The 16,237-nt window shown below is 55.6% G+C and carries 13 protein-coding genes and 3 pseudogenes; 10 read left to right on the forward strand and 6 right to left on the reverse strand.

What is annotated here, in order from left to right; translation table 11 throughout:
* Positions 1 to 133: 133 nt before the first annotated feature.
* The 4 genes and pseudogenes from HTUR_RS26960 to HTUR_RS22505 all read left to right on the forward strand — a co-directional run.
* Positions 134 to 274, forward strand: a pseudogene (locus tag HTUR_RS26960) (aldo/keto reductase); the annotation flags it as partial.
* 370 nt (positions 275 to 644) lie between these two features.
* Entirely contained in the window at positions 645 to 1,322 is a 678-nt protein-coding gene (locus HTUR_RS22495) for a helix-turn-helix domain-containing protein (RefSeq protein WP_012945664.1), read from the forward strand.
* Positions 1,323 to 1,368: 46 nt separating this feature from the next.
* Positions 1,369 to 1,776, forward strand: coding sequence for a (R)-mandelonitrile lyase (locus HTUR_RS22500; RefSeq protein ID WP_012945665.1), 408 nt, complete (start codon positions 1,369 to 1,371; stop codon positions 1,774 to 1,776).
* A gap of 120 nt (positions 1,777 to 1,896) precedes the next feature.
* A complete protein-coding gene (locus tag HTUR_RS22505) occupies positions 1,897 to 2,661 on the forward strand; it encodes an SDR family oxidoreductase (RefSeq protein WP_012945666.1) in 765 nt (254 codons plus the stop codon).
* A gap of 111 nt (positions 2,662 to 2,772) precedes the next feature.
* Here the strand turns inward: HTUR_RS22505 and HTUR_RS22510 are convergent, their stop codons facing one another.
* The gene (locus HTUR_RS22510) at positions 2,773 to 3,603 is read right to left on the reverse strand and encodes an IS5-like element ISHtu1 family transposase (protein WP_012945667.1); all 831 of its coding nucleotides are present in this window, start codon (positions 3,601 to 3,603) and stop codon (positions 2,773 to 2,775) included.
* 613 nt (positions 3,604 to 4,216) lie between these two features.
* Between HTUR_RS22510 and HTUR_RS22515 the strand changes: the two genes are divergently transcribed.
* Both HTUR_RS22515 and HTUR_RS26070 read left to right on the forward strand, forming a co-directional pair.
* Positions 4,217 to 4,642 (forward strand): hypothetical protein, encoded by a 426-nt coding sequence (locus tag HTUR_RS22515; protein ID WP_148225450.1) that lies wholly within the window; start codon positions 4,217 to 4,219, stop codon positions 4,640 to 4,642.
* Positions 4,643 to 5,048: 406 nt separating this feature from the next.
* The gene (locus tag HTUR_RS26070) at positions 5,049 to 5,540 is read left to right on the forward strand and encodes an MOSC domain-containing protein (protein ID WP_012945669.1); all 492 of its coding nucleotides are present in this window, start codon (positions 5,049 to 5,051) and stop codon (positions 5,538 to 5,540) included.
* A 113-nt stretch (positions 5,541 to 5,653) separates the two neighbouring features.
* On the opposite strand, the gene HTUR_RS22525 is transcribed toward HTUR_RS26070, so the two are convergent.
* The gene (locus tag HTUR_RS22525; RefSeq protein WP_012945670.1) at positions 5,654 to 6,838 is read right to left on the reverse strand and encodes a trans-sulfuration enzyme family protein; all 1,185 of its coding nucleotides are present in this window, start codon (positions 6,836 to 6,838) and stop codon (positions 5,654 to 5,656) included.
* Positions 6,839 to 7,048: 210 nt separating this feature from the next.
* Here HTUR_RS22525 and HTUR_RS22530 point away from each other — a divergent pair, with 210 nt between their 5' ends.
* Positions 7,049 to 7,369, forward strand: a complete 321-nt coding sequence (locus tag HTUR_RS22530) for an antibiotic biosynthesis monooxygenase family protein (protein ID WP_012945671.1) — start codon at positions 7,049 to 7,051, stop codon at positions 7,367 to 7,369.
* A gap of 502 nt (positions 7,370 to 7,871) precedes the next feature.
* Here the strand turns inward: HTUR_RS22530 and HTUR_RS26075 are convergent.
* Positions 7,872 to 8,867, reverse strand: a pseudogene (locus tag HTUR_RS26075) (IS630 family transposase).
* Between the two features lie 1,478 nt (positions 8,868 to 10,345).
* Positions 10,346 to 10,543: a hypothetical protein gene (locus tag HTUR_RS26080; protein WP_148225451.1), complete on the reverse strand. Its 198-nt coding sequence runs from the start codon at positions 10,541 to 10,543 to the stop codon at positions 10,346 to 10,348.
* A gap of 130 nt (positions 10,544 to 10,673) precedes the next feature.
* Here HTUR_RS26080 and HTUR_RS26085 point away from each other — a divergent pair.
* A pseudogene (locus HTUR_RS26085) lies at positions 10,674 to 10,978 on the forward strand (IS701 family transposase); the annotation flags it as partial.
* A gap of 15 nt (positions 10,979 to 10,993) precedes the next feature.
* On the opposite strand, the gene HTUR_RS22540 reads toward HTUR_RS26085, so the two are convergent.
* Positions 10,994 to 12,340: a sulfatase-like hydrolase/transferase gene (locus HTUR_RS22540; RefSeq protein WP_148225452.1), complete on the reverse strand. Its 1,347-nt coding sequence runs from the start codon at positions 12,338 to 12,340 to the stop codon at positions 10,994 to 10,996.
* A 134-nt stretch (positions 12,341 to 12,474) separates the two neighbouring features.
* Positions 12,475 to 13,263 carry an IclR family transcriptional regulator gene (locus HTUR_RS22545; protein WP_012945676.1) on the reverse strand — a complete coding sequence of 263 codons (789 nt, stop codon included), beginning with the start codon at positions 13,261 to 13,263 and terminating at the stop codon, positions 12,475 to 12,477.
* Positions 13,264 to 13,633: 370 nt separating this feature from the next.
* On the opposite strand from HTUR_RS22545, the gene HTUR_RS22550 reads away from it, so the two are divergent.
* On the forward strand, positions 13,634 to 14,767 hold the full coding sequence (locus HTUR_RS22550) for an ABC transporter ATP-binding protein (RefSeq protein WP_012945677.1): 1,134 nt from the start codon (positions 13,634 to 13,636) through the stop codon (positions 14,765 to 14,767).
* Positions 14,768 to 14,899: 132 nt separating this feature from the next.
* Positions 14,900 to 16,207, forward strand: coding sequence for an alpha-glucosidase/alpha-galactosidase (melA, locus tag HTUR_RS22555; RefSeq protein WP_012945678.1), 1,308 nt, complete (start codon positions 14,900 to 14,902; stop codon positions 16,205 to 16,207).
* Positions 16,208 to 16,237 lie beyond the last annotated feature (30 nt).

Raw genomic sequence — 16,237 nt, forward strand, 5'->3', positions numbered from 1 at the left:
GTACGAAACCGCACTTGATAAATCAAAGTTCGATATACAGAATGGTCGTGCGTTCCGCCACGACTTCGGGATGTAGACTTCTACAAACTACCAACTGTCTTATGTTTTTCAGACACAGTAATCGGCAGTTGTCGTGGATGTGCCGATCGTCGGGACAACCAGTGTAGAGCACCTCGAGCAGGCTGTCGTGGCGCTCGAGATCGTCCTCTCGGATTCGGATATCGAATATCTTGAGGAACCCTACGAGTCGCTTCCGGTCTCCACGCACGAGTAACGACTGTTCTGGTGTACGAGTACCGATGACTTACCATCCTTTCGCGATAGCATCGGAATGATAGTGACAATTTCCAATAACTGAATAGCTGAGATTTTTTGGTATCGCGGCTCTGTTGAAATCCTCGGAAGTTGATACAAACGGCGTGCGAGATACAGACGATTTGTTTAGCATCAATGGGGTTACTTCAGTACCGATAACAGCGTACTCTGGATAGAGGCTGTATTCAGCACTCGTTTTCCTTCGACAGAATTCGGCGGATGTACCGCAAACAGCGTAGCGAGCACCATAACAGGACAGGCCGGCTAGGATCGTGGCAGTGCCTGCGGTATCCAGATGCTTAATTATCCACGGTGTATGATCCCATACGATGACCGTCACGACGGAGTTCCGACTTCGTTCATCCGCTCTCCCGCTCGTCAGTATTCCGGCGTCGCTCCCGCCCGACGAGATCGAGTGCTCCCACGCCCTTTGTCTCGAGCCTGACGCGCGGGTGTTCCACGTTGAGATCGACGCCGAGTACGATGTCTCCGAAGCGCAACTTGCAGCGCTCGACGAAGTTGTCACGGTGACGCCGCTCGGAGAACGAGCCGACACGACCATCTTTAAGCTCACGGTCGAATTAGACGACTCGATCGCCCCGGCCTTCGACCCTGAGCGCTTCGATGGTGCAAAGATGAAATCCACGACCATCACGTCGGACGGGTGGTACGAAACGAAGGAATTCAAAGACTACGAGACGTTCCACGACTTCCACACCACGTTCGAGGATCACAGCATCTCACTGGAACTCATCTCCATCACATCCAACCAATCCTCGTTCAACGACTCCACAGGAGATGGTCTCACTGACCGGCAACGGGAGGCCCTGGAACTCGCAGTCTCTCGTGGCTACTATGAGAGCCCGCGCAAAGTTACGGCTGCGGAACTCGCCGAGGAATTAGGTATCTCTCAACCGTCCCTGTCGAGTCTCCTCCGGCGTGGCGAGCGCCAGATCCTCACCTCCTCGCTCGACGTACAGGGGTACTTAAACACCGCTTCTAAATAGCATCGAATCCAAGTCACATAACACGAATGATGCATAGGTACAATCCATGGATATCACTAGAAACTGTTCGCAACCCTCCACTGAAGGTCCCGGCGAGTATTTTACAGGGAGCGCCCGAATCGATCGTCTGTTCGACTCGCAAGACGAGGCTCGCGCAGCGGCGGCGAGTGTCACGTTCGAACCAGGTGCTCGCACTGCGTGGCACACCCATCCGCTCGGCCAGCGGTTGATCGTGACATGTGGCTGCGGCCTCGTGCAACGCGAAGGCGGAGAGATTGAGCAAATTCTCGCCGGCGACGTGGTCTGGTTCTCTCCGGGAGAGAAACACTGGCATGGTACGACGCCAGACAAGGCGATGACCCACATCGCCATCCAAGAGGAGCAAGACGGGGAGGTCGTCACCTGGCTGGAACACGTCACCGACGAGGAGTACGACCCGGAAGTGGAGAGTTGATCCGACGCCACGCGACACCAGCGCCTGATCGTCGCGCCTCGCGCTTGATTCACAGGCCTACTTAAACACGTTTTACAGATAGCAGCGAATCCAACCCGCTCCGTACCCTTCCTCCAGTTGATGACAGCAGAGTTCGGTTCCGAACTGGATGGACAGGTTGCGATCGTTACGGGCGCGTCGTCCGGGATTGGTAAAGCAACGGCCAAGTCCCTGGCGTCGCGCGGTGCGAGTGTCGTCCTTGCTGCTCGACGGGAGGACGAACTGGACGATCTCGCGGCGCAGATTGAGGACGGAGACGGCGATGCACTCGCAGTGCCGACCGACATTACCGGTGATGACGACATCGACACCTTAGTCGAAAGGACGACCGACGAATACGGTCGCATCGACATCCTCGTAAACAATGCGGGGCTCATGCCGCTCACCCATATCGTGGACGCGGACAGGGAGACGCTCCAGACGACCATCGATGTCAACCTCACTGGCCTCGTCACGCTCACCCACGCCGTCGTCCCCACGATGCTGGAGCAAGAAAGCGGACATGTCGTTAACCTCTCTTCCGTCGTCGGACGGTACCTGCAGGCGAATAGCACGCACTACAACGCGGCGAAAGCCGGCGTGAAGACGTTCGGCGATTCACTCCGGCTGGACGTTGCCTCGGAGGGCATCCGTGTTGCGACGATTGAGCCGGGTGCAGTCAGTACGGAACTCCTCGAACATATCCCTGACGAAGAGATCAAGGCAGGGATAGAGGACCACGTCGGGTCGATGCAGGCTCTTGAGCCCGACGATATCGCCCGAACGATCACGTTTGTCGTGACCCAGCCGCAGCACGTGGATATCAACGAGGTCCTGATCCGACCGACGGACCAAGTGCAACCGTAGTCTCGAGGGATGGAACGAGAGAACGATCCTCCGTATACACCACTGAATCCGAGCGAGTTCCGTGACCAATACGCGCTGTCGGCCTTGTTTAGACGCGTGAGATCAGCGGTATCAGAGCTTCACGGCTTGCTCGATGTTTCTGACGGCAGCCTTTAGGACGAGCTCTCTGAACTGGCCAAACCACGTTCTGGCCCGCAACGTCTCGCCGAATCGATGCTTCAGCGCGAAGAAGATCGCTTCGACGATCGAGCGGCGGTGATAGACGTTCTCGTCGTGGCGAGCGTTGTGCGCTTTGTCAAGTGCATAGAACTCTCGATGTTTGATCACCGGGCGGATGCCAATATCCCTGAGCTCGTGCCGCAGCACGTCCCAGTCGTAACTTTTGTCAGCAGTGATCGTGGTTAGCTGTGCTAGATTTCTCATCAGTACCTGTCGTCCAACGTGTGTATCGTGCGGCTGTTTCATCGAGCAATGGATATCGAGGATGACGCTAGTATCGCAATCGACGAGCGCTGTCGTCTTGATATCATCAAAGTTGTAGCCGACGCGGAGGACGTAGTGGCGGCTAGCTTGATGGCGTTTGAAGCCGGTCGCGTCGATCGCCTGAACATCGCCGAGCTCGTGTAGCGAGACAGACAGCCGCAGTAACACCCGCCAGATCCGCATTTTGAGATCTTGTTTCCGCGTACAGACGGTGGTGAAATCCGGTAGCTGATCCACAGAAAGTCCGAGTTTCGCCGCGATTCCCGGCATCTCGTACAGGATATCGAGCAACCGACGGTATGGTTGGTTCAGGTACTCTCGGAGGCAGTGGATCGAGATAATCACCCAGTCAGCGTAGCCGCCGTCACCCTTCTTGATCGCCGACGCTGGCTTGCCGATGACAGCATTCTGGGACAAATCGACGCATCGGTCGGTGAAGCGGGCGAGTTGAGATGGCATACTCGCCGCTTCCTCGCTCAATTCCACATAATCCCGGTCGAGACGTCAACTGAGCGGCGTCTAAACACGGCCCGCGCTGTCTATTCAGCACGAGTTCTGAAACCTATCACCGGTTGAAGGGTTCTACAGAGCCGATCTCGCCAGTAGCTGTTCCCACCATTCCACCGAGGGACCCGACAATTACTTTACAGAGAAAATCTGGAGTCCCCCTAATTGACCCGTAAAATACGGCGTGAAGTTCCACGCCGACCGCGAGTGTGGCCGCGGGAAGGTCGCCTATTTCGAGAACATTTAACACGGTCGCACAGTTCCGACCGCTACGAGTACCAGCTATACTGTTGGGAATGCGGGCACAAGATCGACGAGTCAGAGGTGCTGTTTCTCGGCGGCGACTGGTACAGCGAGCACGGGTGGCGCTACTACGGCCGCCCGCTCGAGGACCTGTTCATCCCGCCCGACCGTGTCCTCGAGCTAGGCCCCGACCCCGATCGTGACGAGCTGATCGCCGCCCTCGAATTAGGATGGGTCGAACGCGACGCGTCGATCCCACCTGTTTTCGTTCGGTGCGGGCGGCGAAGGCGAGTGGGACGCCTGCGAGGACTATGGCCACGCGGTGCCAGTCCGATTCGACGAGCGGTGTCGCATGTGCTACGGCGGCGAATGGACCGAGCGCCTGGACGCCACGATCGAGGCGCTGGCCTGGAGCGTTCGGGAGCGGAATCGGTCATTCGCCCACCGGCAGCCGACGCAACTCTCGCCGACCGAGCCCGGCGCAGCGCCGCTCGAGGGAGAGATTCTCTGGCGGCACCACGACGCCGAAGGGACGACGAAACTCGTCGAAATGACTCAACGACTCGAGGACCAGGACTCGGACCACATGGAGTACGTGCTCTGGGACCCGACGCACACCGAACGCTGGCAGTACCACGAGGAGGATCTCGAGTATTGCTTTTGGGATACGGGACTGGTCAATGACGAGGCAAAGCCCGTAATGGACGACCGGATTCGGGCGGTATGGGAACGCGTCTGTGGCCGGTAACTGTTGGTACTATCCGTTAGTGCTTTTGTGGTGTAGTGTTCAACAGAAAATGGCGTGTCCCGGGGCCACGGGCACGCCGCCCGTCTCTCCGAATCCTTCGTAACTCGAGACAGTCGCTACAACCTCGAAAAACGGTTTTATATCTGATTTCTAAAACTGGCAGGAAATATAATACCCTGTCGTGTGTTGACAGAGGCGTCGTCCATAGGACGGCACAACCGAGGGGTGTCACAGAACAGTTCGCATGCTTCCACGTAGCTACCTGACAAACGGTTAAGTACAGGTGAGAGCGTTACCAGCAGAGCCATCGATCTATCTGCTGGCCGCCAAGAGCCGCACGCTGAAGTTACTTGTCAACGATACTTACACCAGAGTGTTTATACTGTGCTAAACGCACATAGCACACATGACCGGGAGTGGAACTGTCGAACGGATTTTTATCGCACCTGAAGCCGAAGCGAAGATGGAAGAACAGACCGACGTTGAAGCAGTTGCCGGACAGGGACTCCGAGGTGATCGCTACTTTAGCGAGATTGAGACGGGAACCTTCGTCGAGTGGGAGCCAGATGAGGAACGCCACGATGGGTACGACCTCACGTTGATCGAGCAAGAGGCTGTCACAGCAATCGAACGTGAAGCGGGCATCGAACTCGTACCGGGAGAACACCGACGAAACATCGAAACCCGTGATGTCGCACTCAATCATCTCGTTGGACAACGATTCCGAGTCGGTGACGTCATCTGTCGAGGGGATCGACTGTGTGAACCGTGTAATCATCTTCAACGCATTACGCAGGACGGCGTATTGCAGGCACTCACTCACCGAGGTGGGCTTCGAGCGGACATTCTCGAAGACGGGATGATTCGCCCCGGAGACGTCATCGAACCGCTCGAATAATCCGCACTCTCTCGTTTAGAACCAGTTCGTACTCCCGCTTGCGGCTGCTAGATTTGGTGGACAATCGACCCGCTTGCGGATCGGACGGTCGGAGGAAAGGGGGGAACGTGCGCCTACGGTAGCGCCGTCCGGAGATCCTCGCAGAGGTCATCGGCGTCTTCGAGACCAACGGATACCCGGACCAACGTCTCGGGAATCTCCGCTGACTCCTCACTGCGACTGAACTCGTCGGGGATCATTAGTGACGGTACCTCAACAAGGCTCTCGACCCCACCGAGACTAGCTCCCGGCGTGAATACCTCAAGCCCCTCGATGAACGCCTCAAGTTCGAGGAGTGCGCCATCAAACTCGAAGGACAGCATCCCGCTGTACCCCGACATCTGTTCACTCGCAAGATCGTGTTGCGGGTGGCTCTCGAGACCTGGATAGTGGACACGAGCGACCCGATCGTGGCTTTCGAGGAACCGGGCAACTGCCATCGCGTTCTGCTCGTGATGTTCCATCCGCGCGGGCAGCGTCTTGATGCCTCGCGTAACGAGGTAGCAGTCGAACGGCGAAAGCATATTCCCAAGCCCGACCCGCTGCGCGAACGCTAATTGCTCGAAAACGTCACTGTCGTCGGTGATAACGGCACCGCCGATCGAGTCGGAGTGCCCGTTGAGATACTTGGTGGTGCTGTGAATGACAATGTCAGCACCCAGTTCGAGTGGGGCTTGGCAGTACGGACTCGCAAAGGTACTGTCCACGCTGAACAGAGCAGCATGGTCATCAGCGATGTCGGCTATCGTTTGGATATCGCACAACCTCATCAAGGGGTTCGACGGTGTTTCTGCCCAGATCAAGTCAGTGTCCGCGTTGACTGCATCGGCGACGTTGTCGGGGTCACGGGCGTCAACAAAGTCGATGTCAACACCGAGATGTCCGGCCATGCGTTCCGTGAGCAGTTTTTCGGTCCCGCTATAGATGGAGTCCGAGGAGACGACGTGGCCTCCCGGGGGGACCAGCGACAGCATCGTCGTCGATGTAGCGGCCATTCCGGAGGCGAACGCCAACCCATGCTCGCCGCCTTCGAGGCGGGCTAACTGCTCTTCGAGGGCTGCCCGCGTCGGATTGCTCTCGCGCGAATAATCGTGGTCATTGGCGTCCTCCCCGCTGGCCCACTCGAACGTAGTCGAAAGGTGGATCGGCGGGACGACATCGTTCGTTCCATCCCTGTGAGGATGCGTTTCGGTTTCAGCTGCGCCGACTGCGATGGTTGCGAATCGATTCCTGTCGAACTGGCTATTGTGTCGTGTCATCAGATACTCACCACGAGATCTACTCGGACCCGGTTTAGAGGGGCGTTCATAGGAAGGTTCGCAATTACGAAGGATAGGCGTGAGGTTCCCGGCGAGGGTGGCCAGAACCCCAAACCCGACTTGGGCGTGGGGTCAGCGAGTCGTTGGTTGCTAACCGTTATATGCTCCGAGGGGAAGCGTTTTGTTCGCGTGGACAAGTGAATAGTCCTGATGTATTTGGTGACGTTCCGTCTCGCTCCGGGTGAGTACGATACGGAGTTCCATCAGCTGAATGACGCGATACAAGCGACTGCTGAGGACACGGAGGGGTATCTGGGTAAGCAGACGTGGCATGCACCAGATAGTGAGGAGGTTCTTGTCGTCTACTACTGGGAGTCGTTGGACGCACTCGAGTCGTTTGGAGCGGATGCGGACCACAAACGCGCGAAACAGCGGTGGACGGAGTGGTACGATGCGTATGAGGTTACCGTTACAGAAGTCGTTGAGACATATGAGAGTGGGTTCGGTGATGATGCGAGCCCACTCGTGTAGGGGATCACCGACCGATTTGATTAGTGAAGTCCGCAAGCGGATAACGAGTTCCTCCCTGTATCGGCCAATTCAATAGCCCCGATCGAAATCTCCTGTTTCTGCAAGAGACGCGCGATGTATTCAGCACGATCGAGCGAACATCATCCGTATCTGATAGAAATGCCGACATTCAGTTCGCAAGTGTAGTGAACGGATAGTTCGTTCCAGAATAGGTGAAAAGAACGTCAGACAGGTTATTCTCTGATACTTTTGAATACGCAAAATAGACAGTCACTTGTTCTTGCTCATGTTCAGTGATACGCTGGTCGCCAGGACTGACAGTCCCCTGTCGCGTATTGGCCGACACGGCGTTGTGTCGCTCGTGGAGGATCCCCACTGAACTGAAACTTGCAAGTGACAGTCCTCTACTGCTGTCGAGTTCACTCTTGAACTCGAGTCCCAGTGATCTGCTGGTACTGGAACCGCAGTGTTTCGCACAAGAGGCACCCAACTATAGTACTCATCAGAAGTAGTTACTCAGATCTGGTATCGAGAGTTGATCAAGGGCGGTATCAATCGCTGTGTTAAGCTCAGCAAGTGACTCGAACAACCGGTTGCCAAGAGCGTTCTGAAGCTGCCTCCAGCACCCTTCAACCGGATTGAGGTCGGGAGAATAGGCTGGCAATCGCACCAAGGTAAGGTCGTCACGGGCCGTCGGGTCCGTGACGGCCGACGCTTGGAAATACGGAGCACCATCGAGAACGATGATCCAGTCTTCTCGGAACTCTTCTCATAATCGAATAGTGAAATGTTTGGTACGTTTATCGGTTACGTACTCTTCGAATCGGCAGAAAAAGCGATCACCGTTTTCGGTGATCGCGCCCAACAAACACGTCCAGTCGCGTTGCCCTGAGAGTTCGACGGCTGGCCGCGTGCCGCGCGGAAACCACGCGGCGCGTGGCTCAACTTGCACGGATTTCTTGGTTTGATCAATACAGACTACTGTGGCGTCCATCTCCCGCCGCTTTTTTTGAGTTCATCGTGGAACGCTTCCCGCTCATCTTCGTCGGCTTCGGCGGCTGTTCGACGAGGCTTTTGATAGCTCAATCCCGCTTCTTTCATCAACCGCCGACAGCTCGAGATCGAGTACTCGACGTCGTACGATTCTTGGAGATGTGTGCGAACGAGCACCGGCGTCCATGCCGGCGCGTCGTAGCCGATATCGGTAGGAGATTCATGGAGCGTTTGTTCGAACTGTTTTTGCTGTTCTTCGGAGAGCTTTCGCTTTCTTCCAGATCGATGAGCATCGGTGGCAACTTGCTCAAGCGACTCGACATCGAGTCGCTTGAGCCAATTATAGATCGTTTTGCGCTCAACGCCGTACCACTCGGCAAGTTCAGTCTGCGGAACGGCGTTTTTGTAGGCAATCGCGGCTAACAGCCGTGTGTCGGCTTTTTCCTTCCACGTTGGCGAGCGCGTTTTGAAGGTCCTCAACGGGGATCTCGTCAAGATGTTCCATTGCACGGGCCTACAGTCCTTGCGTAAAAAGTTCTAACGAGTACTATAGTACGGTCACGATGGCACCCAGATGGTGTGTCGATACTGGTACCTCACTGGTGCTCTCGTGCGGTTTACATTGGTCACCTCCATCTCATCACACTGGCACCCTAGTCATGCGTGGTACGGTTGGCATTCCGACAGTGCATCACGACGAGGTGAATTAACTTGTGTTGCTTACGTCAGCACCCAAGATGCTGTAGCACTGACTGACATCCCCACGCTGACGCTTTGCGTCTTTGTCGGCCTATTTCGGACTATCCTCACTTTCGTCGGTGGTGACTGTCCTGTGCAGTCCCACAGCCATGCTTTGCTGGTTCTCACTCACTCCCTGGGGTTCCCTCATTGCTGTCCGCTACGTCCTGCTGTTGTAGCCTCCCGCTGCGCGATCTCTTGCTGTGCGGTACACTGGTCTGGTCTGTTGGTGGCTTGCCGTCCTCCCGGTGTTGGCTGTCCCGCTGGCGGTACACTCTGCTTTGGGGCCGCTGCTCGCACTGCTGGACTGTCCCCGTTCCTCTTTCGTCTCTTTCCGCTCTAGGTCCGGCACGTCCTGACTGTCCCACTGCTGGTTGTTCCCTACTCTGGGTACCTGATGCTCACTCGAGTTTCCGTCGGCTCTATGCGCCCGTTGAGGTGCCCTTAGTCGCGTCATCTCGTCCATCCCCTCTCTTGTGATATATTCGGATGCCATCCTCTGCTGTTACACTCGTCAGTCTGACCCTGGTGCCTGCCTAGATTTTCCCGTGGTCTCTGTGCTGAACTCTCCTCGATATATGTCGCACATATGCATCAAGGTTTTGATGCTACTCTGGATTTTCCCTCTCTGCGTTATTTTTTGGGTTTTCGTCTGTCTCATGCACAGCAATCGGTTCTCGACTCCATTGAATCTAACCAAAATATTATTGTTAGTGTAGTTTGTTAGCCTTGAGTATACTCTACTATGATATCTGATACATCCGCCACCCTCTCCCCAAAGAAGCCGACAAATCCAGGAAAACTTGTCAGAGAAATAAGCACCGGCGCAACATCCTGAGTGCACTGGTAAACGCTGAGAGCGACGCTCTGAACACATTAGAAGTCCGGGAGCGAGCCAACGTCCATAGCGGGAGTATGAATCACTACCTCGTTACCCTCACCGAGTAGGGCATCCTTGAAGACACGGGGGAGCGAGAGTACAGCCAAGGCGGCGGACGGAAAGCCTGCGTCTGGCGGCTCAGCGAGAAAGAAGAGACATTCGTCGAAGAGTACTCGAATGCACTTACTCCGCCAAAAGGGGCTGCAACAGTGGAGTGCATGATAGCACTGGAAAATTGGATTGAAGATTTCGAAGATAAAACACGCAAACGCCGGAAAACGATCGTTGGGATACTGAAAGTGATCGCCGAATCCCAAGATGAACAGACCCGACAGCAGGTCACAGAGATTGTGACCGAGACCGACCTATAACAGTCGGTCAAGCGACTCCGTGTTGTTGTTCGTATTCTCGCTGGCTACCTCGCTGTTATCGTCTTCTGGATCAGGCTCCGGATCGGCGTTGCTCTCGTTCTGGAACTCATCGTCGCTGTCGTCACGACCGATACTTGAGAGCGGGATGGTCATCCCGTTGACAAAGAGGTTAAGTGAGGACTGGTCGTTCACGGCACGCTTCTCTAACGCCCTTAGAATTCTGTGCACCCGGTGTACGATGTTGTAACGCCGTGGCCGGCAGTGGTGTGAAAGCTTCTGTGCCACCCCCGGAGGCAAACTTTAGACGACGTTGCGACGCGATCACAAAATTAACGCACTGACCGAACACGTGGTTCGGTCATATTCAATGTGATGGCATATCGAGACGTTCTTCGAGGACTCAAAGCAGGATCTCGGCTTTGGAGACTGCGAAATCCAACTGGAAAAAGTGCCAGTCGGTACTGGCATCTTCTGATACTTTCCTACAGTTTTGTTCGTCTTGATCCTGACTCAAGCGCCTTGGGAACGGTTCACTCGAAAATATCATCGCTTCGTATTGATAACCTTATGCAAGAAATCGACCGCCCATTCGTTCACTCAGCAGCTGAGGCTAACGTGCAAAGCTGAGTAAGAATGAAAGTATCAAAACCCGGTGTAACCGCCCTCGTAGGGCTTGATCCGGGGTGATTCGTCTTCAATCTCCTGAATGTATGCAAGGATCCGATCGCGAAGATCATCAGCGATAGATCGAAAGTCTGGATGACCAACTAGGTTAACCTGCTCGTGTGGATCGCGTTCAAGATCGTAGAGATAACGTTCGACGTACACGTCACTCGATTTTTCGGCGCTGCCGCCGCGCCATCCGGTTAGCGACGAAGCGGCGACGGCGTACTTCCAGCGGTCGGTTCGGAGCGCCCGGCCAACCTGTGATTCGCTAATCTGGATGAATGCCTCACCGTTGACATCAGGTACATCTCTGCGGATGATCGGGAGGAGGCTCTCACCGTGCATTTCGTTAGGGACATCGATGCCGGCGGCATCAAGCAAGGTCGGTGGGAGATTGATCATGCTCGTTGGCTGAGTGACGTCGACTCCCTTGTCGAATCCCGGCCCGACGAGTATTGCGGGCACCCGAATGGCGGACTCATGGGGGTCTCGCTTGTACTCGCCCGGCCGCGTCCGGAAGTGGCACCCGTGATCGGACGTGTAAGCGATAATTGTCCGGTCTCGGATACCCCGATCAGACAACACTTCGAGAAGATTATCGACGCATTCGTCGATTCGCTCGACCATTCCATAGTAGTCTGGTAACGCTTCGTACCAGTCGCCTGGCCGGTCCTGCAAATCCTCTGGTACGTACGGGCGTTTCTGGTACGGCTCTGCGTACCCGTCCGGCGCGACGTACGACCACATATCGTTCTGGTTATGCGGTTCGACGTACGCGACGACAAGGAAAAACGGCTCAGACAGCGACTCGATAGCTTCGCAGGCGAACGCAGTAAACGCATCCACACGATACCGTTCGAACTTGACGGGATTTCCGTCGGCATCGAACAAGTGACCCTCCGTCGGTTGTGTAGTGAATTCCGGAACGTCCGCAGCGATCCAGAAGTCCTCGTATCCGCCGCGGGACTGTTCAGGAACGGGATTATCGAAGGTTCCGGCAATATGCCAGTTCCCGACGTATCCGACGTCGTACCCGGCATCTTTGAACTGTCTGGAGAGATGCAGCTCATCGCTTGGCATTCTCACCGCGTCCCGCCATACGTCGACCTCGCTAGCGTACTTTCCGCTTTGAAACGCCGCCCGGAAGGGGCCACAGAGCGGCTGCGGTGTAATTGCCTGTGTGAGGACGCTTCCCTGCGCTGCGAGCGTATCGAGCGTCGGAGTGAGGTCCAGCGGACACCCGTAGACGCCAACCGTGTCCCAGCGCTGCTGATCGGTCACCACCGCGATGACGTTCGGCCGGTCATGGTCGTCGTCGGTCATTATCTCCCATCGCCCGCCCGGCACCTTATAATCCATCATTTCTATCAAGTAACTGTGACCATGTTCCTATACTACATATATCATGAACATAACTGAATTTGCTCGAGCCAATATTACAAGAGTACACATGTAAATCAACGATCGAGGGCGAATGCGTTCTGCACCGAGTTGGCGGTGCTACCGATAATGCTCGCAAAATAGGTGCTCGCATCCTTCTCTTTCATTCGGGCAGCTGGCCCTGAGACAGTAATTGCCCCGATCGCCCGGCCGTCCGAGTTCGTAACGGGATGGGCGATACAGTGCCATCCTTCGCGGTACTCGCTGCGGTCGTAGGCCATCCGACGATCTCGAGTCAATTGCAGTTCGTCTTCAAGGGCATCTCGATCCGTAATGGTATTATCGGTCAGCTTTGGCAGTCCGCGATAGTCGAGGATCCGCTCGCGTTCCTCAGGCGGCGTATACGAAAGGATCGCTTTTCCGCCCGCAGTTGCGTGCATTGGAAGGCGATCTCCCTCTCTCGCCGCCATCTCCATCTGTTTCTGCGCACTCTCACGAAGAATGTAGATCCCGTGCCCGTGCTCTGGTATCATCAGACCCACGGTCTCTTCGGTCGTTGATGCGAGATCTTCCAGCGGCTCTACGACCGTCTCGGCGATGGGAAGGCAAGCACGAGCGCTCGTTCCAAGACCGAGAAAACTCACACTTAATCGATAGGCGTGGCCATCCTTGATAACGTAATCGAGCCGCCGAAGCGTATTGAGGTGCTTGTGAATCGTTCCCTTCGCGAGGTCGAGTTCGTCGGCTAGTTCGCTCACTCCTGCTGTCCCACGCTCTTTGAGCGCTTCGATTACGCGGAAGCTCGTAACGGTTGTTCTCGCAGTCGGTCCCTTCTCCTCCGCTGCCGGAATGTCTGTCGTTCCCATGTGAAAATGGGCCGTGGTCCATCTACAAATAGTTGTTCATAGTTCGTGAACGGACTGTGCGTGTTCCGGCAAGCGACCGTTGTTTTGACTTCCGTCTCTCACAGTGCTACGGTCCGAATGCTTTGATCGTTATTTTGTTCATGGTATATGAACCCACTGTGCATATCCCGATAATTGGCCGCCATTTCGACTTTTATCTCTCACAGAACTATGGTCCGAATGTACTTTGAGTATGATTAGTTCATAATACGTGAACAGATTCGTTGTTCGCCGGTGTTGTCGGTTTGATTTGCCGACAAGGAGTGCGCTATTTCGGACCGGCAACCAATCATCCAAAACCTTAATAATTAGCAACTCGAGAGTTGATCACATGGGTCGTATAGAGGTTAGCAATCTTAGAAAGGTATTCGACGCTGGTGGAAACGATCTCGTCGCTGTCGACGATCTCGATTTCACAATCGAAGACGGTGAGTTTCTTGTGCTCGTCGGTCCCTCCGGTTGTGGCAAGTCGACGACGCTGCGCTGTATCTCCGGGTTGGAAACACCGACGAGCGGAGAAATTGTTCTCGACGGCGAGAACGTTACTCGCGCGAAACCGAAGGATCGAAACATGGCAATGGTGTTCCAGAATTACGCGCTCTACCCCCACATGACCGCCCGAGAGAACATGAGCTTCGGGCTGAAGATGACGACTGATCTCTCCAACGAGGAGATCGACGAACGAGTCGAGAACGTCGCCGAGATGACGGGGATCGAGCGTAATCTGGACCAGAAGCCAGGCGAACTCTCCGGCGGCCAACAGCAACGCGTTGCGCTGGGACGGGCGATCGTCCGCGATCCCGAAGTGTTTCTCATGGACGAGCCGCTCTCGAACCTTGATGCGAAACTCCGCAGCGAGATGCGAACGGAACTGCAGAACCTGCAGAACGACTTCGGCGTGACAACGATCTACGTCACACACGACCAGACCGAAGCAATGACGATGGGCGATCGGATCGCGATCCTTGATGACGGCGAACTCCAACAGATCGGGACGCCGTTGGAGTGTTACCACACGCCGGTAAACAAGTTCGTCGCTGGGTTCATCGGCTCGCCGAGCATGAACTTCCTGGACGTGACGCTCAACGACGAGACGCTCGTTCATGAGGAGTTCACCTACGGACTGTCCGTAGAGACAGCAAAGTCACTGGAGACGGACGAAACGGAATATGTACTCGGCATCCGTCCGGAGGACATCGAAGTGGTCTCGGCGGACACGCCGAACGCGATCGAAGCGACCGTCAACGTCGTGGAACCGCTTGGCGATGTCGCTCACGTCAATATCAATCTCGGGAACCAGTCGTACACGGCGTCGATCAACGGAACGCCGCGCTGGGAGTCCGGACGAAAGATTCAAGTCAAGTTCCCCGAAGAGAGTCTCCACCTCTTCGTGGCTGACAGCGGTGAAGCTGTCAAGAACGCGACGATCGAGACCGGCGAACACACAGTGGACGCGCCTGTGTAATTGATTAGAGCACGCGACGCGCTGATGAGTCAACGCGGTTTCGCTCATTTGGCCACCGTGAGACACATCACCCAATATTTTCCATAATTATATTCGGTAATTTTATAACCTCAAACGATTATGAATACTCGTATGCCAAAGGTCGCGTTCATTGGAGCGGGAAGTATGGTCTTCGCCAAGAACCTAGTCGGAGACATCCTCTCGTTCGAAGCGCTCAAGGACAGCACGATCGCGCTCATGGATATCGACGAGCACCGCCTCGCTCAGACAACCGAGGTTGCCGAACAGATAGTCGAGAACAGTCAGATCGACGCAACGATCGAGTCGACGACTGATCGCCGCGAGGCACTCGACGGTGCTGACTATGTGCTCAACATGATCAATGTCGGTGGGACGGAACCATTCGAAAATGAGATCCGCATTCCCGAGGAGTACGGCGTCAAGCAATCGATCGGGGATACACTGGGACCAGGGGGAATCTTCAGGGGACTCCGGACGATTCCCACGATGCTCGACATCGCTCGAGACATGGAGGAGCTCTGTCCTAACGCATTGCTTATGAACTACACCAATCCCATGGCGATCGTCTGCTGGGCTGTAGACGAGGCCACAGATATAGATATCGTCGGACTCTGCCATAGCGTCCCCCACACCGCGGAGGCGATTGCTGAGTACGCCGACATCCCGCTGGAGGAACTCAATTACTGGGTCGCCGGAATCAACCATATGGCGTGGTTCCTTGAGTGTGACTGGGACGGACAAGACATCTATCCGCTGCTCGAGGATGCGACAGACGACGAGGAGACATATCGGAAGGACACCGTCCGGTTCGAGTTGCTGAAACACTTCGGTGCTTTCGTCACTGAATCGAGCCACCACAACTCGGAATACCTTCCCTACTTCCGCACGGACGAAGATCTCATCGACGAGTTGACGGGGACGAACTACGCCGAGCGCATGTCAACGGCGACGTACCTTGAGGGTTGGAAGAAACGCTCTGAGGAACGGGACGACGCGCTGACCGGCGTCAATCCCGACGATGTCTCAATCGAGCGCTCCGAGGAGTACGCCTCGCGGCTGATCCACTCGATCGAGACAGACACGCCGCGACGGCTCAACTTGAACGTGCGAAACGAAGCAGGTCACATCCAGAACTTGGAGAACGACGCCTGCATTGAAGTGCCCTGTCTGGTGGACGGCACGGGAATTCGTCCGTGTTCAGTCGGCGAGCTGCCACCGCAGCTCGCCGCGCTCAACCGAACGAACGTGAACGTTCAGCGCCTCGCGGTCGAGGGTGCGCTTAAGGGCGACCGCGACGTCGTTCACCAGGCCGTCAAACTTGATCCGTTAACGGCGGCCGAGCTCGACCTCGATGAGATTCACGAGATGACCGAGGAACTGATCGCAGCGAACAAAGCATATCTGCCGGCCCTCGACTAATTCCCCGTCTGACAACGACAGTCCGGCGAT

This window comes from Haloterrigena turkmenica DSM 5511, assembly GCF_000025325.1.
GTDB lineage: Archaea > Halobacteriota > Halobacteria > Halobacteriales > Natrialbaceae > Haloterrigena > Haloterrigena turkmenica.